This window comes from Maritimibacter sp. HL-12, assembly GCF_900177545.1.
In the GTDB taxonomy this organism is placed as follows: Bacteria; Pseudomonadota; Alphaproteobacteria; order Rhodobacterales; family Rhodobacteraceae; genus Sinisalibacter.
Window position 1 is genome coordinate 1,265,283 of the sequence record NZ_FXBQ01000001.1, and the last position, 26,581, is coordinate 1,291,863.

Consider the following 26,581-nt stretch of genomic DNA (forward strand, 5'->3'; position numbering starts at 1 on the left):
CAGTATGGAATACGATCCATCAGAGAGATCATTGTTGGAGGGTAACTTGGGGTCGGGCACGCTCTCGGAGCGTGATGTTCACGCAGACGCCGTGCTCAGGAATGTGATTTCGCGGGCGATTTCCGAGATCGAGTCTGTGTTTGAAGACACAAAAGGTCGCTTTCCAGTTTCGACGGAGGCGAAGCAGAAAAAGCATTCCCAGAAAGAAGCAGCCTAAACCACAACCTCCCGCGCCACCTGCTCGCCCACCCCGAACACCCGTTTGTAGCGGGCGATCTCGTCTTCGGGGCCCATCGCCTTGTTGGGGTTGTCCGACAGTTTCACCGTGGGCCTGCCCTCCGCCGCCACCGCCTTGCAGACCAGCGAGAAGGGGGCGAGGCTGTCATTCGGGGTCAGGCCGCGGAAATCGTTGGTCAGCAGGGTGCCCCAGCCGAAGCTCGGGCGCACCCTCCCTGCGAACTTGGTCTGAAGCTCCACGATTTTGTCGGCGTCGAGCCCGTCGGAGAAGATCACCATCTTCTCGCGCGGGTCTTCGCCGCGCGATTTCCACCAGTCGATTGCCGTTTCCGCCCCCTCGACCGGATCGCCCGAGTCGACGCGGATGCCGGTCCAGCCCGCCAGCCAGTCGGGCGCGTTATCGAGAAAACCCTTCGAACCGAAGGTGTCGGGCAGGATGATGCGCAGGTTGCCCTCGTGCTCCTCGTGCCAGTCGGCAAGCACCTTGTAGGGGGCTTCCGCGAGGTCGTCGTCGGTTTCGGCCAGCGCGGCATAGACCATCGGCAACTCGTGGGCATTGGTGCCGATCGCCTCGAGATCGCGGTTCTTGGCAATCAGGCAGTTCGAGGTGCCGACGAATTTTTCGCCCAGCCCTTCCGTCATCGCCTGCACGCACCAGTCCTGCCAGAGGAAGCTGTGCCGCCGACGGGTGCCGAAATCGGCGATGCGAAGGCCATCGACGGCCCGCAATGTCTCGACCTTCTGCCACAGCTTGGTCATTGCGCGGGCGTAGAGCACCTGAAGCTCGAACTTGTCCATGCTGTTCAGGACGGCGCGCGAGCGCAGTTCCATCAGCACCGCGAGGGCCGGGATTTCCCACATCATCACCTCGGGCCAATTGCCCTCGAAGGTCAACTCGTACTGGTCGCCGACACGTTCGAGGTGATAGGGCGGCAGGCGCAGGTTTTCGAACCATTCGACGAAATCGGGGCGGAACATCTGGCGTTTGCCGTAGAACATGTTGCCGCGCAGCCAGGTGCTTTCGCCCCGGCTGAGCGAGAGCGTGCGGATGTGATCGAGCTGTTCGCGCAATTCGCCCTCGTCGACCAGGTCGGCCACCGGGATCGAGGTTGTCCGGTTGATCAGCGAGAAGGTCACCTGCGTGTCGGGCTTGTTACGAAACACCGACTGGCACATCAGGAGCTTGTAGAAATCGGTGTCGATCAGCGACCGGACGATCGGGTCGATCTTCCAGTGATGATTGTAGACGCGTGTGGCGATGTCGACCATGGTATACTCCGGCTATGACCCATGTTGGACCACAGCCGGGCGGTTGAATGCAAGGAGTTCGGTCGATGCGCGCGCTGGTTTGCCACGGCTACGGCACCGGGGAAAACCTCGCGCTGGAACAGCGCCCGGTTCCCGAGGCGGGGCAAGGGGAAATCCGGGTGAAGGTTCTGGCCTGCGGCGCCAACGCCTCGGACTGGGAGTTCATCACCGGCCGCCCTGCCTATGCCCGCATCGCGCGCTTGTTCATGCGCGGTCGCAATGTCTTCGGCTCCGACGTGGTGGGGATCGTCGACAAGCTGGGCGCAGGCGTTTCCGGGTTCGAGCCGGGCCAGCGGGTTCTGGCCGACACTTTCGAGATCTTCGGCGGCTTTGCCGATCATGCCGTCGCCAAGGCCGGGCTCTGGGTGCCGGTGCCCGATGGCATCAGCGACGTTGACGCCGCCGCCCTGCCGCAATCGGGGGCCATCGCGATGGACGGGATCGCGCGCCGGGTGCGGCCCGGCATGAAGGTGCTGATCAACGGTGGTGGCGGCGGGTCCGGCCCGCTGGCGATCCAGCTTGCAAAGGCGGGCGGCGCGCAGGTCTGGGCCGTCGATACCGCAGGCAAGGCCGGGGTGATGGCGGAGGCCGGCGCCGACCACCTGATCGACTTCGAGACCGAGGATTTTGCCCGTGGTGCCGAGCGCTTCGATCTGGTGCTCGATCTCTGGGGCACGCGCCCGGTTCGTGCGGTGCGCCGGGTCCTGGCACCCGGCGGGCGCTACATGCTGGTTGGCGCGCCGATGGCCCGCCTGCTCGGGATCGCGGTATGGGGCGGTCTCACCTCGCTGGTCTCATCGCGCAAGGTGGGCCTGCTCATGGTCCGGCAAGGGCCGAAACACCTGCCCGCGCTGCTCGACATGGTGAAGACGCACCGCCTCAAACCGCGCGTCGGCGAAGTGGCCACGCTTGACGACGCCGCCGAGGCACTGAAGCGGATGGGCGCACGCAAGATCGCCGGCAAGCTGGTGATCGTGCCCTAGGCGATCAACATCACCCCGGCCGCTTCCATCTCGGCCAGCGCCGCGTCGAGCGAGCCGTCAAGGTCGATGGCGCGGCAGGCTTCAAGTTTCAGGTTCACCTCGAACCCAAGCCGGGCGGCGTCGAGCGCCGACCATGCGACGCAGAAATCGGTCGCGAGGCCGGTCAGGGTCACCCGGCGCACCCCGCGCGAACGCAGGTAGCCTTCGAGCCCGGTGGGGGTGATCTGATCATTCTCGTAGAACGCGGAATAGCTGTCGATCTCGGGGCGGAACCCCTTGCGCAGGATCACGTCGGCGGGCTCAACGTGGAGGTCTTCGTGAAAATCCGCGCCGTCGCTGCCCTGCACGCAATGATCGGGCCAAAGCACCTGTGGCCCGTAGGCCATGTCGACCAGCTCGAACGGCACCCGACCCGGGTGCGACGAGGCGAAGGAACTGTGCCCCAGCGGGTGCCAATCCTGGGTGAACACGCGTACCGGGAAGTCGCGCAGGATCCGGTTGATCTCGGGCACAACCTCGTCGCCGCCCGCAACCGCGAGCGCCCCGCCGGGGCAGAAATCGTTCTGCACGTCGATCACGAGAATAGCTTCGGTGCTGGCTACAGACATCGACATTCCCCCTTTGCTTCAATGGGTAAGCGGGCGGGCGACAGCGGTCAACCGGGCTCAGCCGCGCCAGGTGAGAAAGACCCGACCGCCGCGCCGCTCGATCATCACCTGCCAGGTGCGGCGCTCGTCTTCGGCGGCGGCGAGGAACTCGGCGAGCGAGCGGATCGGCTGGCCATTGACCTGGCTGATCACGTCGCCGGGCTGGAAATTGCGGGCGCGGCCGGCGTTTTCTATCCCGAGCACGATCACACCTTCGAGGTCGGACCGCAGCCCCAGTTGCTCGGCAAGCTGTGGGGAGAACTCCTGCACCACAAGGCCCTGGAACGGGCCGGGACGGGTGATGGTTATCGGTGCCGTGCCGAGCGCCGCACTCGCCGTCGCGGCGGCGCGCATCTCGACCCCGACGACCCGTCGTTCCCCGTTTGACAGCAGCGTGACCGGCACGATGCTGTCAAGTTCCTGCAACGAAAGCCGGAAACTGAGTTCGCCCGGCGCGTCGGTGGTCTGGCCGTTGATGTCGAGGATCACGTCGCCGGGCTGCACCCCGGCCTCGGCGAAGGGGCTTGCAGGCGCCAGCGAACGCACCAGCAGCCCCTGTGGGCGATCAAGGCCGAGCGCGTCGGCAATGTCGGCGTCGATCGGCTGCACCTCGACCCCGGCCCAAGGCCGGGTGAAACTCGCCGCGCCCTCCTCCGCCTGCGCCACGACGCGCGAAACCAGGTTGGCGGGAATCGCGAAGCCGATGCCGATGGAGCCGCCCGAACGGGTGACGATCTGGGTATTGATGCCGACGAGCCTGCCTTGCATGTCGACCAGAGCGCCGCCGGAGTTGCCGGGGTTGATCGGCGCGTCGGTCTGGATGAAATAGCCGCCCGCGTTGAAGGCACCGCCGCCGCGGCCGCTGCGCGCAAGCCCCGAAACGATGCCGGAAGAAACGGTCTGCCCGACGCCGAAAGGGTTGCCGATGGCGAGCACCAGGTCGCCCACTTCCAGCGCGTCGCTGTCGGCGAAGTCGAGGGCGGGCAGGTCGGCACTCCCTTCGAGGCGGATCACCGCGATATCGGCCTCCTCGTCGGCGAGCACGAGTTGGCCCGCGAATTCTCGCCGGTCGGCCAGCACGACCCGGATATCGGTTGCGTTCTCAACGACGTGGAAATTAGACACCACCAGCCCGTCGCCAACGATCACGCCCGAGCCGAGCGAGTTCTGCTCGCGTTCCCGCGGCATCGCGAAATCACGGAAGAACTGGGAGAAGAACGGGTCATCGAAAAATGGGCTCATCCGTTCGGCGACGAGACGGGTGGCGTAGATGTTGACCACCGCGGGCGCGGCGCGTTCGACCACGGGCGAAAAGCTCAGTTGCACTTCGGCAAGGCTTTCCGGCGCGCGGGTTTCACCCGCGAGACCGGCGGGGACGAGGGCGAGTACGAAAGCGAGGCTCTGGATGATCCGTTTCATGTATTCCTCCATCTGCTTCAGGATTTGGCGTTTGTGCGCCCGGGATCAAGCGCCAATGCGCCTTTCCCCGGCGGATGGCCGGAATTGGCCTGCGCGCCGGGTCTCGCTGGACTTTCGCGGGCCTTCTGCGGACCTTGATCCCACCCGTCCATCGCTATAGCCCATAGCCATGTTCGATGTTTGCGCGCTCTACCACTTCGCCCGGTTCGACGACCCCGCCACGCTGGCCGGGCCGTTGCGCGATCTTTGCGCCGCCGAAGGCATCACCGGCACGCTGCTGCTTGCCCCGGAAGGGATCAACGGCACCGTGGCCGGTCCGCGCGCCGGGCTGGAGCGGCTGCTCGCCCATGTCCGCGCCCTGCCCGGGTGCGCCGGGCTGGAGGCGAAGTTTTCCACCGCCAGCGCGCCGCCGTTCGGACGAATGAAGGTGCGGCTCAAGCGCGAGATCGTGACGATGGGGCAGCCAGATGTCGATCCGCGCGCCGCCGTCGGGCATTATCTTTCGCCCGAGGCATGGAACGAACTCATCCGCGAAGGCGACGTGGCGGTGATCGACACGCGCAACGACTACGAGGTGGCGATCGGCAGCTTCGAGGGCGCGGTCGATCCGGGGACGAAGAGCTTCCGGGAGTTTCCCGACTGGTGGGAGGCCAACAAGGCGCGGTTTCACAACAAGCGCATCGCGATGTTCTGCACCGGCGGCATCCGCTGCGAGAAATCGACCAATTACCTGCTCGGGCAGGGGATCGAGGAGGTCTATCACCTCAAGGGCGGCATTCTGAAATACCTCGAAGACATGGACGAAGCGCAAAGCCTATGGCGCGGGGATTGTTTCGTTTTCGACGAGCGGGTGAGCGTGGGGCACGGGCTGCGGGAAGGGCCGCATGTACTGTGCCGGGCCTGTCGCCGTCCGCTGGCACCGGAAGATCTGGCGCACCCGGACTACGAGGAAGGGGTTTGTTGCCATCGTTGCGCGGGGGAATACACTGACACCCAGCGCGGCCGGTTTCGCGAGCGGCACCGGCAGGTTCGGCTTGCCGAGGCGCGCGGGCAACGCCACATCGGCCCTCAGCCGCGCGAAGACATGCGATGAAACGTCAAAGGAGCACACGATGAGATATCTGCACACGATGATCCGGGTGAGCGATCTGGACGAGAGCCTTGATTTCTGGGTCGGCAAGGTCGGCCTTGTCGAGACCCGGCGCAAGGAGGTGCCCGAGGGCAAGTTCACGCTGGTCTTTCTGGCCGCACCGAAGGACGAGGGCCGGGCGCAGACCGAGAACGCACCGGAACTAGAGCTGACCTACAACTGGGATAGCGACGAAAAGCTCGAAACCGGCCGGAGCTGGGGGCATCTCGCCTACAAGGTCGACGATATCTATGGCTTCTGTCAGAAGCTGATGGATGCAGGGGTGACCATCAACCGGCCGCCGCGCGACGGGCGCATGGCCTTCTTCAAGTCGCTCGACAACATCTCGGTCGAACTCCTGCAGGAAGGCGAGGCGCTGGAACCGCGCGAGCCATGGGCCTCGATGCCCAACACCGGAACCTGGTAGCCGCTACAAAATGCCCTGATTTGGGGGCTTTTCGCATGCATGCTTCCATTGTATACCGTCGCACACATTGACTTTCGCCGCCATGCCGACTAGGCGGGCGGTGATGCAGAGCGCCGAAAACCCGCGCAACAGCGAAGGACGACCCCGACCATGGCCAAGACCGAAACCCCCGACATCATCTACACCACGGTAGACGAAGCCCCCGAGCTTGCAAGCGCCTCGCTGCTGCCGATCGTCCGCACCTTCGCCGCCGCCGCCGGCATCAGTGTCGAGACCCGCAACATCTCGCTGGCGGGGCGGGTGCTTGCCTCCTTCCCCGACTACCTGTCGGAAGATCAACGCCTGCCCGACGACCTTGCCGAGCTTGGCGAACTGGTGAAGACGCCCGAGGCCAACGTGATCAAGCTGCCCAACATCTCGGCCTCGGTGCCGCAGCTTGCCGCGACGATCCGCGAGCTTCAGGCCCAGGGCTACGCACTGCCCGACTACCCCGAGGAGCCGAAGACCGATGCCGAACGCGACATCAAGGCGCGCTACGACGCGGTGAAGGGCTCGGCGGTGAACCCGGTCTTGCGCGAGGGCAACTCCGACCGGCGCGCGGCCAGGGCGGTGAAGAACTACGCGATGAAACACCCCCATTCGATGGGCGCATGGTCCGCTGACAGCAAGACCCACGTTGCCTCGATGCCGGGCGACGATTTCTTCGCCAACGAGACATCCACCACGATCAGCGCCGCGCAGGCCGGGGGCGCGAAGATCACCTTCACCGACGAGGCTGGCAACGAGACCGTGCTGAAAGACGGGCTGTCCTACCTCGAGGGCGAGGTGGTCGATGCCACCTTCATGAGCGCGCGGACCCTGCGCGCCTTCATCCGTGACGAGATCGCCGCGACCGCGCCGGGGGTGTTGTTCTCGGTGCACCTGAAGGCCACGATGATGAAGGTCTCCGACCCGATCATCTTTGGCCATTTCGTTTCGGTGTATCTAGAGGATTTCATCGCCAAACACCGCGCGAAGCTCGACGACCTCGGCTGGAACCCGAACGACGGAATCGGCGATCTCGAAGCCCGGATCAAGGGCGACGCCGCGCTGGAAGCCGACCTCAAGGCGGCGCTCGCTGCCCGCCCGCCGCTCTACATGGTCGACAGCGACCGCGGCATCACCAACCTGCACGTGCCTTCGGACGTGATCATCGACGCCTCGATGCCCGCGCTGATCCGCGCCGGCGGCAAGGGCTGGGGTCCGGATGGCAAGGAGGCCGACGCCAAGTGCTGCATTCCCGACAACAGCTATGCCCCCGTCTATGACGAGACGATTGCCTATTTCAAGGAAACCGGCACGCTCAACGTGACCAGTTGCGGCGCGGTCTCAAACGTCGGGCTGATGGCGCAGAAAGCCGAGGAATACGGCTCGCACCCCACCACCTTCGAGATCAAGGCCGATGGCGTGGTGCGGATCGTTCTCGACAGCGGCGAGGTGCTGCACGAGCACAAGGTGGAGAAGGGCGACATCTGGCGTTCGTCCACGGCCAAGAAGGCCCCGATCCTCGACTGGATCAAGCTCGGCATCGCCCGCACCAAGGCAACCGGCAAGGCCGCGTTCTGGCTCGACGGAGCCCGCGCGCATGACCGCGAACTGATCGCCTACGTCAAACCCGCGCTGGCAGCGGCAGGCATCGACATCCCGATCATGGCCCCGCGCGAGGCCACCCGCTTCACCCTTGTCGAGATGCGGGCTGGGAACGACGTGGTGACGATCACCGGCAACGTGCTGCGCGACTACCTCACCGACCTGTTCCCGATTCTCGAACTGGGCACCTCGGCCAAGATGCTCTCGATCGTGAAACTGATGAACGGCGGCGGGTTGTTCGAGACCGGCGCCGGCGGCTCGGCGCCCAAGCACGTCACCCAGCTTGTCGGCCAGAACCACCTGCGCTGGGACAGTCTCGGCGAATTCTGCGCGTTGGGCGAGAGCTTCAAGTTCCTCGCCGAAGCCAAGGGCAAGACCAGCGCGGAAATCCTTGGCGAAGCGGTCGAGGTGGCCACCCAGAAGGTGCTGGAGAACGGCCACAGCCCGCAATACAAGCCCGGGCAGAACGACAACCGCACCTCGCATTTCTACTTCGCGCTCTACTGGGCCGAGGCGCTTGCGGCGCAATCGGATGACGCGGCGCTCGCTGGCAAATTCGCCCCGATCGCCAAGGCCCTGGCGGACAAGGAAGACACCATCGTGGCCGAACTCATGGCGGACCAGGGCGAGCCGGTGGATATCGGCGGCTATTATCACCCGGATACGGCGAAACTCGCCAAGGTGATGCGGCCGAGCACGACGCTCAACGCGATCATCGGCTGATCGGACGGAAGGACGAGGGGGAGCCGGTGGTTCCCCTTCTCTGATCCTGGGCCCCGACCGGGCCCCCCGCCCCGATCACTGCGGGGCGAGATCGGGGAAGGCCGCGGCCAGCGCCTGCGGCTCGGCCGCCACCACGCCGCGCTCGGTGATCAGCCCGGTGACAAGCTCTGCCGGGGTGACATCGAAAGCGGAGTTGCGCGCGCCGGTGCCGTCGGGCGAGATCTGCACCGAGATGATCCGCCCTTCCGGGTCGCGGCCCTGAACATGGGTGACTTCCTCTGCCCCGCGCTCCTCGATCGGGATTTCCTTCACCCCGTCCTGCACCGTCCAGTCGATCGTCGGCGAGGGCAGCGCGACGTAGAAGGGCACGCCGTTGGCCTTGGCGGCGAGCGCCTTGAGATAGGTGCCGATCTTGTTGCACACGTCGCCGCGCGCGGTGGTGCGGTCGGTGCCGACGATCACGAGGTCGATCTCGCCATGCTGCATCAGGTGGCCGCCGGCGTTGTCGACGATCAGATCATGGCTCACGCCGTGCGACTTGAGCTCCCATGCGGTGAGCTGCGCACCCTGGTTGCGCGGCCGGGTTTCGTCGACGAACACGTGCACATCGATCCCCGCCTCGACCGCGTGGTAGATCGGCGAGGTGGCGGTGCCCCAGTCGACGGTGGCAGGCCAGCCGGCGTTGCAATGGGTGAGCACGTTGACCCGCGCGCCAGCCTTTTTCGCGGCGATCTCGCGGATGATCTCGAGCCCGTGCAGGCCGATCTGCCGGTTGATCTCCACGTCCTCGTCGCAAATCCCGGCGGCGCGCTTGTAGGCGGCCTCGGCGCGCGCCTCGGGGGCGAGCGGGCGCAGCACCCGGGTCATCTCGTCGAGTGCCCACTTGAGGTTGATCGCGGTGGGCCGGGTGGCGTGCAGCACTTCGCAGGTTTCATCGAGCGCGGCATCCGATGGATCTTCCGCCATCTGCACCGCCACGCCGTAGGCCGCCGTGGCCCCGATCAGCGGCGCGCCGCGCACCCACATGTCGCGGATCGCATCAGCGAAATCCTGTCGGTTGGCCAGCGTCGCAATCCGCAACTCGTGCGGCAGCCAACGCTGGTCGATCACCTGCACCGCACCGCAAGGCGCGCGCCAGATCGCGCGGTAATGCTTGCCGTTGATCTTCACAGGTCGTCCCCCTCGACATTCCGGCGGACGAACCCGCTCTTGCGCCCGCAAGGGCGGAGGTGAGCCCACTTGCCGAGACGGGCCCGAACCGCACGTTTCAGGCTTTTCACCCGATTGTCCAGAGCCAGGAACCAGCACCGTTGCGCGGTGCGGCCCGTCGGCGGAGCTTGTCCATTGATCGCGGATTCTCGCCGCGGCACTGGCAACCACGGCATGGCATGCTAGACTCCGGATGTGGCGAATTCTTTCGCCGCATCGCACGGCTGCTGGTGCACGAGGTAAGGGCATGGCCCATCGGGGGAAATCCATCAGGATCGCGCTGCTGGCGCTTGCGGGGCTGATCGCGCCGGGCATCAGCTTTGCGCTCGACCGCGTCGATTTTGATCTGCGCGGTGGTGCTCCGGCGCTCGCCGATGCCCTGCGCAATGCCTCGCTGCTTGGCGGGCTGGAGACCAACGGGCAGAGCGACCCGCGCGACGTTTTTGCCGCGGCGCTCGCCGATTACGGACGGCTCCTCGATGCGCTCTATGCCGCCGGGCATTATGGCGGGGTCATCAATATCCTGATCGACGGCCGGGAGGCCGCCGGGATCGCGGCCTTCGACGTGCCCGAGCGCATTTCCCGCGTTTCCGTCCGGGTCGAACCCGGGCCGCAGTATCGTTTCAACACCGCCCGGCTCGCCCCCCTGCCACGCGAATCGCGGCCCGTGGACGGCTTCGCGCGCGGCGCGCCGGCGCAGAGCACGACGATAAGGAGCGCCGTGGAGGCGGGCGTTGCCGATTGGCGCGACGCGGGCCACGCCAAGGCAAACGTGGCCGGGCAACGGCTTGTCGCCAATCACCCCAACGCCACGCTCGACGCCGATATCCAGCTCGCGCCCGGTCCGCTGGTGCGCTTCGGGGCCTTGCGGCAGACCGACCCTTCCGCCGTGCGCGCCGAGCGGATTGCGCGGATCGCGGGGCTGCCCACGGGCACAACCTTCTCGCCCGACGCGCTCGACCGCGTGGCCAACCGGCTGCGCCGCACCGGTGCCTTCGCGTCCGTTGCGCTGAGCGAAGCCGAAGAGCTTGGGCCAGGCAACAGCATGGATATCGACCTCGCCCTTGCCGACCGGAAGCCCCGCCGCTTCGGCTTCGGAGCGGAGATCTCGTCGCTCGAAGGCGCGATGGTTTCGGGTTTCTGGCTTCACCGCAATCTTCTCGGCGGCGCCGAACGCTTGCGACTCGACGCCGAGATTTCCGGGATCACCGGCACGATCCCAGGCATGGATGCCTCGGTCTCGGCCCGGCTCGACGTGCCCGCCGCCTTCGGCACCGATACCGATGCTTTCGTGTTCGCCAACGCGGCCTACCGGGACGAACCCGCCTATCGGCTCCTGCAGGGCGGCGGATCGTTCGGGGTACATCGCTACTTCACCGACCGCCTCGACGGCGAGATCGCGGCCGCCTACCGCTACACGATCACCGATGACGATCTCGGAACCCGGCGGTTCTCGATGATCTCGCTGCCCGCCGAAATCACCTGGGACGGGCGCGACAATACGCTCGATCCCGCCCGCGGGGCCTATCTCAATGCCGAGTTCGAACCGTTCTACGACCTCGAAGGCGGCGCATGGGGGGCCCGCGGCTGGCTTGATGCCCGGGCCTATCGCGGCTTTGGCGACGATGATCGCTTCGTCTTCGCCGGGCGCGCGCTCGCGGGATCGGTGGTTGGCGCGGGCGCGGCCGACGTGCCCCCGGACTACCTCTTCTTCTCGGGCGGCGGGGGCACCGTGCGCGGCTTTCCCTACCAATCCCTCGGGGTCGATCTCGGCGGTGGCACCATCGTCGGCGGTCGCGCCTTTCTCGGCCTTTCGGCGGAAGCGCGCTACAAGGTGAGCGATAGCTTCGGTGCCGCGGCCTTCGTCGATGCCGGACACCTCGGGGCAGACGGGTTTTTCGACGCCGGCAGCGACTGGCAGGTGGGTGCGGGGCTGGGGCTGCGCTACTACACCGGGATCGGCCCGGTGCGGCTCGACGTGGCGCTTCCGGTCAGCGGGCCGGGCGGTGACGGGGTGCAGTTCTACGTCGGGATCGGACAATCGTTTTGACTCGCTTCATCGCCCTCCTTGCCACCGTGCTGGCGCTCAGCGCCCTGCCCGTGACGGCGCAGGAGACGGTTTCGGATGGCCCGGGTTTTCTGGAAAACTGGCTTGAGAAGAACCTTTCGGCAGCGGGCCGGGAGGTTCAGGTGCGCGGCTTTGCCGGGGCCCTGAGCGCACAGGCGACGGTTGAGGAGATCACCATCGCCGACGACGACGGGATCTGGTTCATCCTGCGCGACGCGGTGCTCGACTGGACCCGCTCGGCCCTGCTCACCGGGCGGCTCGAAATCGAAACCCTTTCGGCGCGCGAGATCGAGATTCGGCGCATGCCCGTCGCGATCACCGACGGGCCACAGGCCGAGGCTTCGGATTTCGCCCTGCCGGAATTGCCGGTGAGCATCAAGATCGGTCAGGTCACCGCCGAACGGGTGGACCTCGGCGAAGACCTTCTCGGCACCCCCGCCGTGGTGCGCCTGGAGGGCGGCGGGCGGCTCGACGGCGGTGCCGGCGAGGCGCGGTTCACCATCGAGCGGATCGACGACAAAGAGGGCGTGCTGCGCCTCGATGGTGCCTATGCCAACGACACCCGCACCCTCGCGCTCGACCTGGCGCTGAACGAGGGGCCGGGCGGGATCGCCGCCGGGCTGATCGGGCTGGAAAGCGGCGGCCCGGTCGATCTCGAAATCAGCGGGACCGGGCCGATCGACGATTTCGACGCCACCATTGCGCTTGCCACCGACGGCTCGCAGCGCCTTGCCGGGCAGGTGGCGCTGCGTCCCGGCCAGATGCCGCAGGATATCGCCTTCCAGGCTGAGCTTTCCGGCGATCCCTCGGCGCTACTCCAGCCCGAGACCCGCGAATTTTTCGGAACCGACGTGCGCCTTGCGGTCGATGGCGTTCGGCGCGGCAACGGGCTGACCGAAATATCCGCCTTCGCGCTCGATGCCGGGGCGATGTCGCTCTCGGGCGACGTGGTGCTGCGCGAAGGCGGCTGGCCGCTGAAGCTCAACATCGCGGGCCGGATCGCGCGGCCCGATGGCACCCCCGTGCGCCTGCCGCTCGATACCGGGATGCGCGCCAACGAAGTGGATCTGGCCTTCGCCTACGATGCCCGCAGCAGCGATGACTGGAGTGGATCGCTGCGTCTTTCCGGGCTCGACCGGCCCGATATCTCCGCCGAAAGCGTCGAGTTGCGCGGGGCGGGCAGCCTGTTTCCCGGCGGCGCAGACCGCGCGCCGAACCTCTCCGGCACGGTGGATTTCGCGGCGCGCGGGCTTGGTGCAACCGACCCCGCGCTCGAGGGTGTTCTGGGCCGGGACATCACCGGGCAGACCCGTTTTGCCAAGGCGGGCGGCACGCCGCTGAGGCTCAGCGCGCTTCGACTCGAGGGCGAGGATTACGGTGTGACCGGCGCGCTTTCGCTCGGCACCGACCTTGCCCGGCTCGACCTGCTCGCCCGGGGAGACATCACCCTCCGGGCCGACGATCTCGCCCGTTTCGCCCCGATCGCGGGCCTGCCGCTCACCGGGCAGGCGCGGCTCGATATCGGTGGCGACGCGGCCCTGCCCGGTGGGCCTTTCGACATTGCCATTCGGGGCGACGCGCAGGATATCGGCATCGACGAGCCGCGGCTCGACGCGCTGTTCGACGGCGCGAGCAGGCTTGAGGTCAATGCCCGGCGCGACGCGGAAGGCACCCGGATCGAGCACTTCGCGATCGTCTCGGAGCATGCCCGCGCCGAGGGTGCTGCCACGCTGAAAACCGGGGCCAGCATCGTGGACGCGCAGTTGGAGATCACCAACGCCGACCGCCTTGCCGAAGGGCTGGACGGCCGGGTGGCGCTGTCAGCAACCGCGCGGCAGGCCGGGCAGGACTGGGCCTACGATCTCGACGCCAGCGCGCCCGGTACGGCCACCGCCAAGGCGACGGGCACGCTGCGCAGCGGGCGCAACGGGATTGAAACGGTGAGCGCGGATCTGCGCGCACAGATCGAAAGCCTCCGGCCCTATTCCGGGCTTGCGGGGCAAAACCTGAACGGTGGCCTGACGCTGCAGACCGAGATCGAATTCGCACCCGAGAGCGGGGATTTCGAGGCGTCTGGCACTGCCGAGGGGCGCGAGCTTGCGCTCGGGGTCGACTTTCTCGACGACCTGATCGGCGGGGCGAGCGATCTGGCCTTTGCCTTGCGCCGGGAGGGCGGTATTGCCGTGCTCGACCGGCTCGACCTGACCACGCGCGAGGTGACCATCGCGGCCACCGGGCGCGACGAGGGAAGTGCGCCGGAGGTCACTTTCACCGCGCGGCTGCGCGATCTCGGTCTCTTGGTGACGGGACTTGACGGCCCGGCCGAGGCCTCGGGCGACGCGGTGCTGGGAGGTGGCCGCTGGCGGGTTGCCGCGACGGGCACCGGGCCGGGCGGCACCACGCTTTCGGTTCGCGGCGATCTCGGGGCCGACGGCACCGATCCGGCGCTCGGCCTGGAGGGACGCGCGCCGCTCGCCCTCGCCAACCGCTTGATCGCGCCGCAACAGCTTGCCGGGACGGCCAGCTTCGATCTCGACCTGAACGGGGATTACGCGCTGGCGGCACTTTCCGGGCAGGTCACGACCTCCGACGCGCGGCTCGCCTTGCCGGGCCTGCGGATGGCGCTCGACCCGATCACCGGCAGCGCCCGGATCGCGAATGGCCGCGCGACACTTGATCTCGGCGCGGAGTCTTCGTCCGGGGGCCGCCTCGACGTTACCGGCCCGGTCGCACTCTCGGCCCCGTTTTCGGCCGATCTCGCCTTGCGCCTCTCGGCGCTTGGCCTCACCGATCCAACGCTGTTCGACACCAGCGTGAGCGGGGAGGTTGCGCTGGACGGGCCACTGACCGGCGGCGGACGGATCTCGGGGCGCCTCGCGCTCGGCGCGGTGGAGTTGCGGGTGCCGGAAACCGGCTTCGGCGCAAGTGGCACCCTTCCCGACCTTCAGCACCTTGGCGAGCCCGCAACCGTGCGCGAAACCCGCCGCCGGGCCGGGCTGATTTCGCAAAATGGCGGGGGCGGCGCGCGCCCCTACGCCCTTGATCTCACCGTCGACGCTCCGTCGCAGATCTTCCTGCGCGGGCGCGGGCTCGACGCCGAGTTCGGCGGCTCGGTCCGGATCGGCGGCACCACGGCGAGCGTGGTCCCGCAAGGCGGTTTCCAACTCGTCCGGGGGCGGCTCGACCTGCTCGGCAACCGCCTCGTGATCACCGAGGGGATCGTGACACTGGCGGGCAGCCTCGACCCGTATCTCAGGGTCGTCGCCGAAACCCAGGCCGACGACACGCAGGTGCGGATCACCCTCGAAGGCCCGGCCTCGGAACCGGATGTGCGTTTTTCCTCCTCGCCCGACCTGCCGGAGGACGAGATCCTCGCCCGCCTCGTTTTCGGACGCGGGATCGAACAGATCTCGCCGTTCCAGGCGCTCAAGCTCGCCAGTGCCGTGGCAACTCTCGCCGGGCAGGGCGGCGCGGGCACCGTCAATGACTTGCGGCAGGGCTTCGGCCTCGACGATCTCGACGTGACCACCGACGCCGAGGGCAACACCGCGGTGCGGGCCGGCACCTACATCAACGAGAATATCTACACCGATGTCACGGTGGGGCAGGACGGCAATGCCGAGATCAACCTCAACCTGACGATCACCCCCAACATCTCCGCGCGCGGGAGCGTTTCGGGCAGCGGCGATACCGGGCTCGGGGTGTATTTCGAGAAGGACTATTGAGCGCGGAGGGCCACAGCTTGGCACGCACCACAATCGGCCATGGCCCGAGACGCGGCGGTAAACCCTTAACCAATGCTCGATATTCACCGGGCGCGCGCCGGGCACCACCGCACGCGGCCGCTCGACCGCGGTGTAGATCTTCGCGCCGCAGTTGAACCATGCGAGCCTGATCGCGGTTCGGCCAACATCAGGGGGCGCAGGGCGAACCCGGCGGGCAGCAGCCCGTCGAGATCGCCCTGAGGCGGGCTTAAGTCTCGGCTTCGGTCGCGTTCGATTTCGCGGCCTTCTTGCCTTTCTTCACAGGCTTCTGGGAGGGTTGTTCGGGGAGTCTCTGAACGAGGCCCCCCATGTGCCCGAGTGATGCGAGGTGGAAGTAGATCAGCGCCAGCGAGTCGTTCCCGAACAGCTCTGCGACCCTGTCCGCCCCGAGCGCGGCGAGCTTGGCGCGGTTGACCCGGCGAAAGCCGGTCAGCGAATGCGACTGGCCATCGGGCAGTTTCATCGTGGCCACCGCCGGTTCGAGCAGATCGAGTTCGATCAGCCGGGCGCAGAATGAGCGCGTGAGCATGTGCTGGGTCTGATAATCCGAAGTGAATTGCAGCATATTCTCAAGATAGCGCGTGCGTTCGCCCTCGCTGTCGAACAAGCGCTCGCCGCGGCCCTCCCTGTTGAGCCCCTCGAAGCCTTCGTCGATGCAAAGCGTCAGGGTTTCGCCGTTCTCACCGGTGGCCGCAAAAACGAAGGGATAGCGCCGCAGGAAAGCAGGCACGTAGGTGCCGATCCAGTCGCCCTCGGGCGAGACGAACAGGTTTTCCTCTGCCCGAAGCCCGAGCAGCGCCACCGGCGCGATATCATCGCCCTCGCCGGCGAAGACGATCGGCATCTCGATACAGGCGGGCTCGAATTCCGCCACGACGATCGGAACCGAGTTCAAGGTCTTGGCAAATTTCCAGTTCGCGCCGGTCCGAACCGAGATATCGCGGTGGGTATCGGCCGAGATCGGAACGGCGTTTTCGTAAATCAAAAGCTGGTTGGTCATATCGGGTCTGCCCTCATGGATTCTGCCTGCACCTTCTGGACGTTGGCGCAGATCTGGAAAGTCGGCTCTGGAAAAGCCTCCCAAGGATTGGGAAACGCGGTCAAAAGTCAAGCCGCCCGCGCTCCTACGAAATCCGTTCCGCAGCCACCGTGCCGGTCAGGAAAGGGCGAGCCCGCCTTCATCTTCGAGGAAGCCCAGCACCTGTTCAACCCCGACACCGCGGTGCAACTGGGCCAGGACGTAGGGCCGAGCCCCCCGCGCCCGCGCGGTGTCGGCTTCCAGCAGGGCTAGATCGACGCCGACGTGCGGCGCGAGATCGGTCTTGTTGACCACGAGAAGATCGGATTTCGTCACCCCCGGCCCGCGCTTGCGAGGAATGTCCTGCCCGGCGGCGGTGTCGATCACGTAGATCGTGAGGTCGGCAAGCTCGGGGCTGAAGGTGGCGGCCAGGTTGTCGCCGCCCGATTCGATCAGGATCAGGTCAAGATCGGGAATGGCGGCATTGAGCTCGGCCACGGCGGCGAGGTTGATCGAGGCATCCTCACGGATCGCGGTATGCGGGCAGCCGCCGGTTTCGACACCCCGGATGCGGTCGGCGGGCAGCACCTGCGCCCGCACCAGGAACTCGGCATCCTCCCGGGTGTAGATATCGTTGGTGATCACCGCCATCGAGCAGCGCGTGGCCAGCGCGCGGGCGAGGTGCTCGGTCAGCGTTGTCTTGCCCGCGCCAACAGGTCCGCCGATGCCCACCCGGAGCGGGCCGCTCATTTTCCCAATGCTCATGTGCGAAAGATCCTCACATCCATGGTTTCGTGCTGCAGCGCCGCAAGATCGCCCGCCAGAGCGCAGCCGCCGAGATCGTCGAGCGGCGCAGTGGTGGCTTGGGTGGCCAGCGTGGCGATCACCGGGTGCAGCCGGTGCAGCACCGCTTGCGCCGCGCTCTGACCAAGCGGCACGTGGCGGGTGGCGATGGTGACGAGGTTGCCCGCGAAACCTTGCAGATAGAGCGCGACCACATCGGCCTTGGGCAATCCTGGCGTGCGGGCAGCCTCGGCCAGCGCCACCGGCAGCATCCGCGCGGGCAAGGCGCGCCCGGTGATCGCCGACACCGTTCGGGCGAGCGCCGCCCCCTGTTCGCGCCCCTCGCGCAAGCGCTCGGCGGAGGGTTGCAGCGCCCGGGCGAGATCGTCCAGCGCGTCGAGATCGGCATCGTTGTCCAAGGCATGGCAGAGCAGCACGGCATCCTGCCAGCCCGCGCCGAAGCGCAAGATATTCGCCAGCCACGCCTCGAAATGCGCAGCGTCGGTCACGTGGCCCAGCGCGATCTCGCGCTCAAGCCCGTGCGAATAGGCGAAAGCACCGGTGGGAAACCCCGGTGAGAGCCATTGCACGAGCGCGAGGTGGGCCGGTGTCAGCATATCAGGCGTGGTGGTGATCGTGATCGTGGTCATGCCCCATCGTGCGGCCCGCGCCATAGGCACCGCCCTCGGGGCGAAACGGGCCGGTCACCGGGCGCAGCCGCGCGCCGAGCCGGGCGAGCATCGCCTCGATCACGTGGTCGCGCCGAATGCGCAAGGCGTTCGCGCCGATCTCGCAGGGCGTGTGCCGATTGCCGATATGCCAGGCCAGGCGCGCCAGATCGCCGGTCACTTCCACCAGCTCTTCCGGCGCGGGCTCAACGCCGATCGCCCGCCCGTCGTCGAGCCGGAAGCCCCAGTGATCGTCGAGGTTGGTCACCGCGGTGAGATCGGCGAGAAATGCCACCCCGCCCCTGGTCACCAGCCTGCGGCGACGCAGGAGCCGCTGGTCGTAATCCAGCACCACGTGATCGGCGACCTGCGCCGGGGGATGCGCCAACAACTCGCGGGCAATCGGAAGTTCGGTCATCGGCGCGCCTCAATACATGAAATAGCGTTGCGCCAGCGGCAACTCGCTGGCCGGTTCGCAGGTGAGCAGCACCCCGTCGGCACGCACCTCGTAGGTTTCGGGATCAACCTCGATCCGGGGCGTGGCGGTGTTGAGCTTCATGTCGGTCTTCCGCAATCCCCGGCAGCCCTCGGCGGCAACGGTGTCCTTGGCGAGCCCCAGCCGTGCGCCAATGCCGTCGGCCTGTGCTGCGGCGCTCACGAAGCTGACCGAGGACCGCTCAAGGCTGCGGCCAAGCGCGCCGAACATCATCCGGCCATGGACCGGCTGCGCCGGAATCGAGCCGTTGGGATCGCCCATCTGCGCCATCACGATACTGCCGCCCATCAGCACCATGTCGGGCTTGGCGCCGAAGAACGCGGGCGACCACAGCACGAGATCGGCGCGCTTGCCCGGCTCGATACTGCCGATATGGGCCGAAATGCCATGCACGATGGCCGGGTTGATGGTGTATTTCGCGATGTAGCGGCGCACCCGAAGGTTGTCGTTGTCGCCGGTCTCGCCGTCGAGCGGACCGCGCTGGCGCTTCATCTTGTGCGCGGTCTGCCATGTCCGGGTGATCACCTCGCCGACCCGACCCATGGCCTGGCTGTCGGAGGAAATCACCGAGAAGGCCCCGAGATCGTGCAGGATATCCTCGGCGGCGATGGTCTCGCGCCTGATCCGGCTTTCGGCGAAAGCCACGTCCTCCGGGATCGCCTTGTCAAGGTGGTGGCAGACCATCAGCATGTCGAGGTGCTCCTCGATGGTGTTGACGGTGTAGGGCATCGTCGGGTTGGTCGACGACGGCAGGATGTTCTGCGACGAGACCACCTTGATGATATCGGGCGCATGGCCGCCACCCGCCCCCTCGGTATGAAAGGCGTGGATCGTGCGCCCCTTGATCGCGGCGAGGGTGTTCTCGACAAAGCCGGATTCGTTGAGCGTGTCGGTGTGGATCATCACCTGGATGTCGGTTTCCTCGGCCACGCTCAGGCAGCAATCAATCGCGGCGGGGGTGGTGCCCCAATCCTCGTGCAGCTTCAGCGCCGAAGCCCCGGCGCGCACCTGGGCATAGAGCTCGTCGGGCAGGCTGGCGTTGCCCTTGCCGGCGAAGGCGAGGTTCATCGGCAGGGCGTCGGCGGCTTGCAGCATCCGCCCGATGTGAAACGCCCCGGGCGTGCAGGTGGTGGCCAGCGTGCCGTGGGCCGGGCCGGTGCCGCCGCCGAGCATCGTGGTGATCCCCGATTGCAGCGCGTCGTCAACCTGCTGCGGGCAGATGAAATGGATATGCGCATCGAAGCCGCCCGCGGTGAGGATCTTGCCCTCGCCCGCGATGATCTCGGTTCCCGGGCCGATGAACACGTCGACACCCGGCTGGGTATCGGGGTTTCCGGCCTTGCCGATCACCGCGATCCGGCCATCGCGCAGGCCGACATCGGCCTTGTAGATGCCGGTATGGTCGACGATCAGCGCATTGGTGATCACGGTATCCATCGCCCCGGCCTCGCGGGTGATCTGGCTTTGCCCCATGCCGTCGCGGATCACCTTGCCGCCGCCGAACTTCACCTCCTCGCCGTAGGTGGTGAGATCCCGCTCCACCTCGATGATCAGATCGGTATCGCCCAGCCGCAACCGGTCGCCGGTGGTGGGGCCGAACATGGCCGCGTAATCGCGGCGGGAAATCTGGACTGGCATCAGCTACCTCCGAAATTCTGTGGCCAACTTTGCTTGGATTGCGGCGTGGACACCCGCAGGCGTCCATGTTCGATTTGTGGAGTTCGGCGGTGCATCGGGTTTCCGCTGAATATGTGAATCTTGGGGGGCTCCTGCGCGGGACGGGACCGCGCTGCTTCTTTCAGTTCCGGCGGTTCTCGTTTCCGAAGAGCGCGGCGATCGATTTCGTCGCCCGGGCCGCAAGCGGCCCGGTTCGCCCCCCACCCTCGGTCCGGGGGCGAACCTCCGTTTGGAGCAAAGCCGATCATGCCGGAAACACTTTGGCCATCACAAATCCCCCATCACGCCACCGTTGAACCCGAACACCCGCCGCGCCCCGCGATAGGGCACCAGCCGAACCTCGCGCGCCTGCCCGGGCTCGAACCGCACCGCCGTGCCGGCCGGAATGTCGAGCCGCTGGCCGCGTGCGGCGGCGCGGTCGAAGTCGAGCGCCGGGTTGGCCTCGGCGAAATGGTAGTGGCTGCCCACCTGCACCGGGCGGTCGCCGGTATTGGCGACCATCAGCACCGTCACCGGCGCGCCCGCGTTCAGGGTGATCTCACCCTCGGCGGGCAGGGTTTCTCCGGGGATCATCGGCGCCTCCTATCGGATCGGGTTGTGCACGGTGACGAGCTTGGTGCCGTCGGGAAAGGTCGCCTCGACCTGCACCGAGTGGATCATCTCGGGGATGCCCTCCATGCATTGCTCGGCGGTGATCACATGCGCGCCCGCCGCCATCAGGTCGGAGACGGCACGCCCATCGCGCGCGCCCTCGACCACGAAATCGGTGATCAGCGCCACCGCCTCGGGGTAATTGAGCTTCACGCCGCGCGCCAGCCGCCCGCGCGCCACCATGGCGGCGAGGCTGATCAGCAGCTTGTCCTTTTCCCGGGGAGTGAGGTTCATCTCGTCGGTCTCCTAGATCTGCCATACCCGCGGCGGCGGGCCGGGCCTGAGCACCGCCAGCAGCCGCAGGATCTGTTTTCTGAGCGGCCAGCCATCCGCCGCCATCAGCCGGATCACCAGCTTGCCGTCGAAGCCGGAAGCCCCGCCCGACACGCCCGGCTCGTCGAGTTGCGCACGCACCGGCCCGGTGGCGTCTTCCGCCCCCGGACCAACCATCGCGAGCGTCGCGAAGGCCCGCGCGCCGTGCAGAACCGCCACCCCGGCGGTGAGCGCCTCGGAGGTGAGCCGCAGCGGCTCGACCAGCACCGGCCGCCCCGCGCGCAGGATGCGGCGACGATCATCGAAGGCGACGCGCGCGAGGGTTTCGCCCATCGCGGCACGGCCCAGAACCACCGCCTCCAGCATCAGGCAGGAGGCCCGCGCGCCGAGGTCGATCAAGGTTTCGCGCTCAAGTGCGCTCTGGTCGAACAGGATGGTCTCCTGTGGCAACCAGTCGAGATGCGCGCCCTCCCCCAGACTGTGCACGACGCGGACCCGCGCCTTCGGGCCCGTGCTGCGATAGGCGCGCTCGGCGGTCTGGGTCGTGGCGGTGGCGCGGCAGCCGGCGTCCAGATCGAGCCGGTAATTCAACCGGTCGCCCCCCGCCAGCCCCCCCGAGGTGTTGAGAAACACCACCTCGGGCCCGCAGGTGGCGCCATGAATGAACGCCTTTGCCGATCCCGACTGCACAAGCCCGTCGATCCGGGCACCGGCAGGACCGGGCCGCAGCCGCACATGGGCCGAACCATGACTGCGCTCGAAACGCGGGTCTGACGTGAGGGTGAGGGTCATCGAACGATCCGGCTGTGTCTGCCCGAACGCTAGCGGCTTCACCCGGGCCTGCCAGCCAAGGCCGGGCCGGAAGTGCCCGCAAGGGCGCAAGCCGGGCGTGTTTGCCTAGATTTCGGGCAGGCCGCCCATAACGACGCCACTTTGCGCAAGACGCCCGGACGTCGAAAAAGGAATGCTCAGCGGATTTCCGGCGCGGGGAAATCGCCCCGCTTGTAGGGCGTCCAGTCGGTGATCTCGGGGTAATGATCCTTGCGCCATCTGCGCACCCTCGGGTTCATCACCCGGCGCCACAGCGGCGGCACCATCGCGGCCAGTGCCATCAGCGGATAGCCCAGCGGCAGTTGCGGCGCTTCCGCGTCCGGGTAGGTCTGCAACAGCGGATATCGCCGAGCGGGCTTGTAATGGTGATCGGAATGGCGCTGGAGGTTGATGAACTGCCAGCTCGTCGCCTTGTGGTCGGCGTTCCATGAATGATGCGGGCGGACGGGTTCATACTTGCCGTTGCCGAGATACTTGCGGGTCAGCCCGTAATGCTCAACGTAATTCGTCAGCTCAAGCTGCCAGATCGCCACGAAGGCCTGGAAGATGAACAGCCCGAGCCCCTCCCATCCGCCGATGAGCAGCGCGAGGATCAGCGCCCCGGCCTGCAAAGCGGCATAGCGCCAGAACGGGTTGGCACCGTCGAAGGGCGAAAGATCGCGCCGCGCCAGCATCGCCTTCTCGGCGGCCCAGGCCGAGGCCGGTCCGCTCACGAGCACGCGCAGGAAATAGCGGTGGAACCCCTCGTTGTAGCGCGCCGTCACCGCGTCGCGTCTTGTACCCACCCAAGGGTGATGGACGAGCAGGTGTTCGGTGCGGAAATGGCTGTAGAGCACGGTGGCGAGCAGAAGGTCGGCCAGCCAGCGCTCGAACCGGTCGGACTGGTGCAGGAGCTCATGCGCGTAGACGATGCCGATAGAGCCGGTCAGCACGCCGACACCGAAGAACACGCCGAGCTTCTCCCAACCGGTGAGATGGCTCGCGCCGGTGACATACCAGATCGTGCCGTAGATCAGCACGATCTGGATCGGCAGCCAGATCCAGGTGATGAGCTTGTACCACAGCAGGTAGCTGTCGGGGGTCTCGGGGTCGGGGTTCTCGGTGTTGCGCCCGAGCACCGCGTCGAGCCCGGAATAGAGCCACCAGGCCCCGAGCGGCGGCAGGATCATCGCCCAGCCGCCGTAACGGGCCGAGAGGATCACCAGCGGCAGCAGCAGCAGCGAGACCCAGAACGGCAACGCGGAGGAAAACCGCGCGATCACGGGAGCGGGGATCATGGCACGACCTTTCGAAGCCCTCGGTTGCAAGCATACGCCGCGTTGCGATCACACTCAACGGGTGTGGCGGTATGACTCAAGCAAGGTCAAGCGTGCTTCGGGCCATATCGAATGCCTTGCGCATGACCGTCGGCAGATCGGAGGGGCGCAAACCCACCACGAAATCGCCGCGCTCGGGCCGGCAATCGGCGGGCAGCTCGGCCACCCGCAACGCGAGCCGCAGGTGAAAATGCGTGAAGGTGTGGCGCACCTCCGCCCCGGGGTCGCGCCAGTCGGCCTCGGCGGGCGGAACCGGTGCGTGCGTGTCGTCCCAACCGCCGCCGGGCCAGCCGAGCATCCCGCCCAGCAGCCCGCCATCCGGGCGCCGTTCAAGCAGCCAAGCGCCATCGCTACGCCGCCCGACAAAGGCCACGCCATGGCGCACGGGTTTGGGCTTTTTCGCCGCTCGGGCGGGCAGGTCGGCGGCAACGCCCGCCGCCCGGGCGCGGCAATCGGCCTGCCACGGACAGATTCCGCAGGCGGGACGCTTGGGCGTGCAGATCGTTGCGCCTAGGTCCATCACCGCCTGGGCATAGTCGCCGGGGCGTGCGCGCGGCGTCATCTCCGCCGCCCGGTCGCGCAACTCGGGCTTGGCCGTGGGCAGCGGCGTTTCCACCCGGAAGAGCCGCGCCATCACCCGCTCGACATTGCCATCCACTACCGCCTCGGGCCGGTCGAAAGCGATCGCGGCAATTGCCGCCGCGGTATAGGGACCGATGCCGGGAAGCGCGCGCAGCCCCTCGGCGGTGTCGGGGAAGGCACCGTCATGCGCGCCCGCCACCACGCGGGCGCATTTGAGCAGGTTGCGCGCACGGGCGTAGTAGCCAAGCCCGGCCCATTCGCCCATCACCTGCGCGTCATCCGCCGCCGCGAGCGCCCCGACATCGGGCCAGAGTTCGAGAAACCGGGTGAAATAGCTCTTCACCGCCGCAACCGTGGTTTGCTGAAGCATCACCTCGGAGAGCCAGACGGCATAAGGATCGGCCCGCTGCCCCGCGCGCCCCGCCTCGGGGGCCACCCGCCAGGGCAGATCACGGGCGTGGCGATCATACCAGCCGAGGAGATCCGCCGCCATAATCGCCGCGTCACGCATGTTTTATTCGCTCCCGCCGGTTTGAAGTGGCACAGCCGCGCCATGGGCCCTAGTATCGCGTGGGTGAGAGGACATGCCAGTGAGCACACGAAAAAATGAGCCGGACCGCCGCATGCGGGGCTTTGAGCGCACCGCGAGCCTGTTGGTGCCCCGCATCCGCAAGGCGGGCGAAACCCGGGGCTTCGCCGTGACCCGGCTGCTCACCCATTGGGACGAGATCGCCGGGCCGGAGGTGGCGCGCATCGCCCGCCCTGTCGAGGTCAACTACGGGCATCGCGGCGGCTTCGGGGCCACGCTGGTATTGCTGACCACCGGGGCAAATGCACCGATGCTGGAAATGCAGAAGGAAAAGATCCGCGAGAAGGTGAACGCCACCTATGGCTATGCCGCGATCTCGCGGATTCGTATCACCCAGACCGCCCCCACCGGATTTGCGGAGGGCCAGGCGCAGTTTGTCCGACCGCCGCGCAAACCCGCCACCGGGCCCGACCCTGAAATTGCCTCCCACGCGCGGGAAGTCGCGGAAGGTGTGCACGATGAAAACCTGCGCGAGGCGCTTGAATCGCTGGCGCAAAACGTCCTATCCCGCCGGAAACAACCGGCCGACTGAGAGGAATTCCATGACCCGTATCCTACCCGTTATCGCCCTTGCGCTCATCGCCGTTGCCGGTGGCGCATGGTATTTCACCCAACCCGGCGGCAATGGCGTGGTATCTCCCGCCGGGGCGCAGGACTCCGAGGAAGCACTGGAGTCCGCCGAACTTCTGCCCGAGCGGGTGATCGGAGACGAAGACGCGCCGGTAACCGTCGAGGTCTTTTCCTCCTACACCTGCCCGCATTGCGCCACCTTCCACGCCGACCAGTACAAGAACCTCAAGGCCGACTACATCGACACCGGCAAGGTGCGCTACGTGCACCACGAAGTCTACTTCGACCGCTACGCGCTCTGGGGCGGGATGGTCGCCAATTGCGGCGGCGACATGCGCTATTTCGGCATCTCCGGCATGCTCTACGAGCAGCAGAAAGACTGGATCGGCTCGGGCGAAGGCGACGAGATTCTCGCCAACCTGCGCCGGATCGGCAAGACCGCCGGGCTTTCGGATGACGAGATCGACGCCTGCTTCGCGGATCAGGACATGGCCACGCGCCTTGTCGCCACCTACCAGACCAACGCCGAGGCCCACGAAATCGACGCCACGCCGACCCTCGTGATCGACGGCGAAAAGCACTCCAACATGAGCTACGACGCGCTCAAGGAGATCATCGAGGCACGGCTCGCGGCTCAGTAGGGCACCGGCAGGCGCGCATCCAGCGCCGCCCAATCGTCGAGTTCGAGACGCACCGGCAGGCTCACCACCTTCGGGCGAAAGGCGCGGGGCAGACGCACCGCGTCTTTTTCCGTTGTGACAAGTTGCGCGCCGCGCTGGCGCGCCTCGGCATCGAGCCGGGCCATCAACGCAGGCGTCAACTCCTGGTGATCGGTGAGCGCCTGCGCCCGCAGCAGGTTGGCCCCAAGCCCCCGCAGCGTGGCGAAGAAGCGCTCGGGCGCACCGATCCCGGCGAAGGCCACGACGTCGAGCCCGTGCCAGTCCATGCCCGTCGGCAAGGGCTCCAGCCGCGCGGTGAGGTGCAGGCAGGGCAGCGTATCGGCCCAGACGTCGCGAAACCGCGCCTGCGCCGATTCCGGCCCCACCGTCAGCACCAAGTCAACTTCGGAAAGCCCGGTCGCAAGCCGCTGCTTCAACGGCCCGAGTGGCCAGGCAAACCCGTTGCCGAAGCCGCGCGCGGCATCTTCGACCATGATCCGCAGATCGGCGGCCACAGGCCCCGCGGGCACGCCGCCGTCGAGCACGACGATCTCCGCACCGGCCTCCGCCGCCGCCTGCACGCCCGCAACCGGGTCTGCCGCCACCCAGGTCGGCGCGAAGGCCGAGATCAGGATCGGCTCGTCGCCGACGTCGGCAACCCGGTGCCGCCGTTCCTCGACTCGCAGCGCAGCGCCTGTCCCGCCGGTGACGACATGAACCGCGCGCCCCTGCAGCGCCAGCCGCTGCGCCAGCGCGATCACTGTGGGCGTCTTGCCGGTGCCGCCAAGCGACAGGCTCCCCACCGCCACGACCGGCACCGCCATCCGTTGGGGAACGGGAGAACGCAGGGTTCGCCCCGGCGAGATCGGGCCGACAAGGCGCAGCACCGGGCCGGGCGAACGATACCAGAAACGCGCCGCCATGG

Annotated in this window: 24 protein-coding genes; 9 read left to right on the forward strand and 15 right to left on the reverse strand. The window is 67.2% G+C overall.

The annotated features are described in order from the left end of the window. Positions 1–4: 4 nt before the first annotated feature. Positions 5–217, forward strand: coding sequence for a hypothetical protein (locus B9Y97_RS06320; RefSeq protein WP_139828244.1), 213 nt, complete (start codon positions 5–7; stop codon positions 215–217). On the opposite strand, the gene pncB is transcribed toward B9Y97_RS06320, so the two are convergent. Beyond that, entirely contained in the window at positions 214–1,506 is a 1,293-nt protein-coding gene (pncB, locus tag B9Y97_RS06325) for a nicotinate phosphoribosyltransferase (protein ID WP_085525949.1), read from the reverse strand. The two genes, B9Y97_RS06320 and pncB, sit on opposite strands and share 4 nt — an antisense overlap. Before the next feature lie 65 nt (positions 1,507–1,571). Here pncB and B9Y97_RS06330 point away from each other — a divergent pair, with 65 nt between their 5' ends. Next, complete coding sequence (locus B9Y97_RS06330) at positions 1,572–2,528, forward strand: NAD(P)-dependent alcohol dehydrogenase (protein WP_176224314.1); 957 nt, start codon at positions 1,572–1,574, stop codon at positions 2,526–2,528. On the opposite strand, the gene pncA is transcribed toward B9Y97_RS06330, so the two are convergent. Together pncA and B9Y97_RS06340 are read right to left on the reverse strand one after the other, a co-directional pair. Then, entirely contained in the window at positions 2,525–3,142 is a 618-nt protein-coding gene (gene pncA / locus B9Y97_RS06335) for a bifunctional nicotinamidase/pyrazinamidase (RefSeq protein ID WP_254900865.1), read from the reverse strand. The genes B9Y97_RS06330 and pncA overlap by 4 nt on opposite strands. Before the next feature lie 51 nt (positions 3,143–3,193). Continuing rightward, a complete protein-coding gene (locus B9Y97_RS06340) occupies positions 3,194–4,594 on the reverse strand; it encodes a trypsin-like peptidase domain-containing protein (RefSeq protein ID WP_085528136.1) in 1,401 nt (466 codons plus the stop codon). A gap of 169 nt (positions 4,595–4,763) precedes the next feature. Here B9Y97_RS06340 and B9Y97_RS06345 point away from each other — a divergent pair, with 169 nt between their 5' ends. The 3 genes from B9Y97_RS06345 (at position 4,764) to B9Y97_RS06355 (ending at position 8,502) form a co-directional block, all read left to right on the forward strand. After that, positions 4,764–5,687 (forward strand): oxygen-dependent tRNA uridine(34) hydroxylase TrhO, encoded by a 924-nt coding sequence (locus B9Y97_RS06345; RefSeq protein WP_085525951.1) that lies wholly within the window; start codon positions 4,764–4,766, stop codon positions 5,685–5,687. A gap of 19 nt (positions 5,688–5,706) precedes the next feature. Continuing rightward, positions 5,707–6,150, forward strand: coding sequence for a VOC family protein (locus B9Y97_RS06350; RefSeq protein WP_085525952.1), 444 nt, complete (start codon positions 5,707–5,709; stop codon positions 6,148–6,150). Between the two features lie 150 nt (positions 6,151–6,300). Further along, entirely contained in the window at positions 6,301–8,502 is a 2,202-nt protein-coding gene (locus B9Y97_RS06355; RefSeq protein WP_085525953.1) for an NADP-dependent isocitrate dehydrogenase, read from the forward strand. A gap of 75 nt (positions 8,503–8,577) precedes the next feature. On the opposite strand, the gene mtnA is transcribed toward B9Y97_RS06355, so the two are convergent. After that, positions 8,578–9,672 carry an S-methyl-5-thioribose-1-phosphate isomerase gene (gene mtnA, locus B9Y97_RS06360; protein WP_085525954.1) on the reverse strand — a complete coding sequence of 365 codons (1,095 nt, stop codon included), beginning with the start codon at positions 9,670–9,672 and terminating at the stop codon, positions 8,578–8,580. A gap of 286 nt (positions 9,673–9,958) precedes the next feature. Between mtnA and B9Y97_RS06365 the strand changes: the two genes are divergently transcribed. Together B9Y97_RS06365 and B9Y97_RS06370 are read left to right on the forward strand one after the other, a co-directional pair. Then, complete coding sequence (locus tag B9Y97_RS06365) at positions 9,959–11,761, forward strand: autotransporter assembly complex protein TamA (protein WP_085525955.1); 1,803 nt, start codon at positions 9,959–9,961, stop codon at positions 11,759–11,761. Beyond that, positions 11,758–15,504 (forward strand): translocation/assembly module TamB domain-containing protein, encoded by a 3,747-nt coding sequence (locus B9Y97_RS06370; protein ID WP_085525956.1) that lies wholly within the window; start codon positions 11,758–11,760, stop codon positions 15,502–15,504. Before B9Y97_RS06365 ends, B9Y97_RS06370 begins: the two co-directional genes overlap by 4 nt. Before the next feature lie 247 nt (positions 15,505–15,751). Here the strand turns inward: B9Y97_RS06370 and B9Y97_RS06375 are convergent, their stop codons facing one another. From B9Y97_RS06375 to mutY, 10 genes are all read right to left on the reverse strand, one after another. Next, positions 15,752–16,543 carry a SapC family protein gene (locus tag B9Y97_RS06375; protein WP_085525957.1) on the reverse strand — a complete coding sequence of 264 codons (792 nt, stop codon included), beginning with the start codon at positions 16,541–16,543 and terminating at the stop codon, positions 15,752–15,754. A 156-nt stretch (positions 16,544–16,699) separates the two neighbouring features. Then, positions 16,700–17,311 carry an urease accessory protein UreG gene (ureG, locus tag B9Y97_RS06380; RefSeq protein ID WP_085525958.1) on the reverse strand — a complete coding sequence of 204 codons (612 nt, stop codon included), beginning with the start codon at positions 17,309–17,311 and terminating at the stop codon, positions 16,700–16,702. Between the two features lie 11 nt (positions 17,312–17,322). Further along, complete coding sequence (locus B9Y97_RS06385; RefSeq protein WP_085528137.1) at positions 17,323–17,958, reverse strand: urease accessory protein UreF; 636 nt, start codon at positions 17,956–17,958, stop codon at positions 17,323–17,325. 4 nt (positions 17,959–17,962) lie between these two features. Then, entirely contained in the window at positions 17,963–18,430 is a 468-nt protein-coding gene (locus B9Y97_RS06390) for an urease accessory protein UreE (protein WP_085525959.1), read from the reverse strand. 9 nt (positions 18,431–18,439) lie between these two features. Then, positions 18,440–20,146 carry an urease subunit alpha gene (ureC, locus tag B9Y97_RS06395; RefSeq protein ID WP_085525960.1) on the reverse strand — a complete coding sequence of 569 codons (1,707 nt, stop codon included), beginning with the start codon at positions 20,144–20,146 and terminating at the stop codon, positions 18,440–18,442. 306 nt (positions 20,147–20,452) lie between these two features. Further along, positions 20,453–20,758, reverse strand: a complete 306-nt coding sequence (locus B9Y97_RS06400; RefSeq protein ID WP_085525961.1) for an urease subunit beta — start codon at positions 20,756–20,758, stop codon at positions 20,453–20,455. Positions 20,759–20,767: 9 nt separating this feature from the next. Beyond that, positions 20,768–21,070 carry an urease subunit gamma gene (locus tag B9Y97_RS06405; RefSeq protein ID WP_085525962.1) on the reverse strand — a complete coding sequence of 101 codons (303 nt, stop codon included), beginning with the start codon at positions 21,068–21,070 and terminating at the stop codon, positions 20,768–20,770. 12 nt (positions 21,071–21,082) lie between these two features. Then, positions 21,083–21,901, reverse strand: a complete 819-nt coding sequence (locus B9Y97_RS06410; RefSeq protein WP_085525963.1) for an urease accessory protein UreD — start codon at positions 21,899–21,901, stop codon at positions 21,083–21,085. 176 nt (positions 21,902–22,077) lie between these two features. Further along, positions 22,078–23,217, reverse strand: coding sequence for an alkane 1-monooxygenase (locus tag B9Y97_RS06415; protein ID WP_085525964.1), 1,140 nt, complete (start codon positions 23,215–23,217; stop codon positions 22,078–22,080). Positions 23,218–23,293: 76 nt separating this feature from the next. Next, positions 23,294–24,349 (reverse strand): A/G-specific adenine glycosylase, encoded by a 1,056-nt coding sequence (gene mutY, locus B9Y97_RS06420; protein ID WP_085525965.1) that lies wholly within the window; start codon positions 24,347–24,349, stop codon positions 23,294–23,296. A 112-nt stretch (positions 24,350–24,461) separates the two neighbouring features. On the opposite strand from mutY, the gene B9Y97_RS06425 reads away from it, so the two are divergent. Both B9Y97_RS06425 and B9Y97_RS06430 read left to right on the forward strand, forming a co-directional pair. Then, positions 24,462–24,959, forward strand: coding sequence for a DUF721 domain-containing protein (locus B9Y97_RS06425; RefSeq protein WP_139828245.1), 498 nt, complete (start codon positions 24,462–24,464; stop codon positions 24,957–24,959). Between the two features lie 10 nt (positions 24,960–24,969). Then, the gene (locus B9Y97_RS06430) at positions 24,970–25,638 is read left to right on the forward strand and encodes a DsbA family protein (protein ID WP_085525967.1); all 669 of its coding nucleotides are present in this window, start codon (positions 24,970–24,972) and stop codon (positions 25,636–25,638) included. Here B9Y97_RS06430 and lpxK read toward each other — a convergent pair. After that, entirely contained in the window at positions 25,632–26,579 is a 948-nt protein-coding gene (gene lpxK, locus B9Y97_RS06435; RefSeq protein WP_085525968.1) for a tetraacyldisaccharide 4'-kinase, read from the reverse strand. The genes B9Y97_RS06430 and lpxK overlap by 7 nt on opposite strands. Positions 26,580–26,581: the final 2 nt, after the last annotated feature.

Bases quoted from the DNA above. Each gene is read 5' to 3' on its own strand.
- B9Y97_RS06320 (WP_139828244.1), top strand. From the start codon at position 5: ATGGAATACGATCCATCAGAGAGATCATTGTTGGAGGGTAACTTGGGG.
- pncB (WP_085525949.1), bottom strand. From the start codon at position 1,506: ATGGTCGACATCGCCACACGCGTCTACAATCATCACTGGAAGATCGAC.
- B9Y97_RS06330 (WP_176224314.1), top strand. From the start codon at position 1,572: ATGCGCGCGCTGGTTTGCCACGGCTACGGCACCGGGGAAAACCTCGCG.
- pncA (WP_254900865.1), bottom strand. From the start codon at position 3,142: ATGTCGATGTCTGTAGCCAGCACCGAAGCTATTCTCGTGATCGACGTG.
- B9Y97_RS06340 (WP_085528136.1), bottom strand. From the start codon at position 4,594: ATGAAACGGATCATCCAGAGCCTCGCTTTCGTACTCGCCCTCGTCCCC.
- B9Y97_RS06345 (WP_085525951.1), top strand. From the start codon at position 4,764: ATGTTCGATGTTTGCGCGCTCTACCACTTCGCCCGGTTCGACGACCCC.
- B9Y97_RS06350 (WP_085525952.1), top strand. From the start codon at position 5,707: ATGAGATATCTGCACACGATGATCCGGGTGAGCGATCTGGACGAGAGC.
- B9Y97_RS06355 (WP_085525953.1), top strand. From the start codon at position 6,301: ATGGCCAAGACCGAAACCCCCGACATCATCTACACCACGGTAGACGAA.
- B9Y97_RS06365 (WP_085525955.1), top strand. From the start codon at position 9,959: ATGGCCCATCGGGGGAAATCCATCAGGATCGCGCTGCTGGCGCTTGCG.
- B9Y97_RS06375 (WP_085525957.1), bottom strand. From the start codon at position 16,543: ATGACCAACCAGCTTTTGATTTACGAAAACGCCGTTCCGATCTCGGCC.
- ureG (WP_085525958.1), bottom strand. From the start codon at position 17,311: ATGAGCGGCCCGCTCCGGGTGGGCATCGGCGGACCTGTTGGCGCGGGC.
- B9Y97_RS06390 (WP_085525959.1), bottom strand. From the start codon at position 18,430: ATGACCGAACTTCCGATTGCCCGCGAGTTGTTGGCGCATCCCCCGGCG.
- ureC (WP_085525960.1), bottom strand. From the start codon at position 20,146: ATGCCAGTCCAGATTTCCCGCCGCGATTACGCGGCCATGTTCGGCCCC.
- B9Y97_RS06400 (WP_085525961.1), bottom strand. From the start codon at position 20,758: ATGATCCCCGGAGAAACCCTGCCCGCCGAGGGTGAGATCACCCTGAAC.
- B9Y97_RS06405 (WP_085525962.1), bottom strand. From the start codon at position 21,070: ATGAACCTCACTCCCCGGGAAAAGGACAAGCTGCTGATCAGCCTCGCC.
- B9Y97_RS06410 (WP_085525963.1), bottom strand. From the start codon at position 21,901: ATGACCCTCACCCTCACGTCAGACCCGCGTTTCGAGCGCAGTCATGGT.
- B9Y97_RS06415 (WP_085525964.1), bottom strand. From the start codon at position 23,217: ATGATCCCCGCTCCCGTGATCGCGCGGTTTTCCTCCGCGTTGCCGTTC.
- mutY (WP_085525965.1), bottom strand. From the start codon at position 24,349: ATGCGTGACGCGGCGATTATGGCGGCGGATCTCCTCGGCTGGTATGAT.
- B9Y97_RS06425 (WP_139828245.1), top strand. From the start codon at position 24,462: ATGCGGGGCTTTGAGCGCACCGCGAGCCTGTTGGTGCCCCGCATCCGC.
- B9Y97_RS06430 (WP_085525967.1), top strand. From the start codon at position 24,970: ATGACCCGTATCCTACCCGTTATCGCCCTTGCGCTCATCGCCGTTGCC.
- lpxK (WP_085525968.1), bottom strand. From the start codon at position 26,579: ATGGCGGCGCGTTTCTGGTATCGTTCGCCCGGCCCGGTGCTGCGCCTT.